Below are 282 nucleotides of genomic sequence, written 5' to 3'. Positions count from 1 at the left end.
AAAGTATCTTCACAATATCGGAAATAACCCTTTCATTAATATGGAGGATTAGCTCAGCTGGGAGAGCATCTGCCTTACAAGCAGAGGGTCGGCGGTTCGATCCCGTCATCCTCCACCATGATTTTTTCACGCCAGTGAAAATAATTATCATTATTGCCGGGGTAGCTCAATTGGTAGAGCAACTGACTTGTAATCAGTAGGTTGGGGGTTCAAGTCCTCTCGCCGGCACCTTTAGTACGAGCCATTAGCTCAGTTGGTAGAGCATCTGACTTTTAATCAGAG

2 tRNA genes are annotated in these 282 nt (G+C 45.4%); both read left to right on the top strand.

The annotated features are described in order from the left end of the window. Positions 1-42: 42 nt before the first annotated feature. Positions 43-118 (top strand) — tRNA-Val (locus M3226_RS31885). Between the two features lie 37 nt (positions 119-155). Further along, positions 156-228: transfer RNA gene (locus M3226_RS31880), tRNA-Thr, on the top strand. Positions 229-282 lie beyond the last annotated feature (54 nt).

This window comes from Neobacillus cucumis, assembly GCF_023715505.1.
This window is presented reverse-complemented; position numbering and strand designations above follow the sequence as displayed.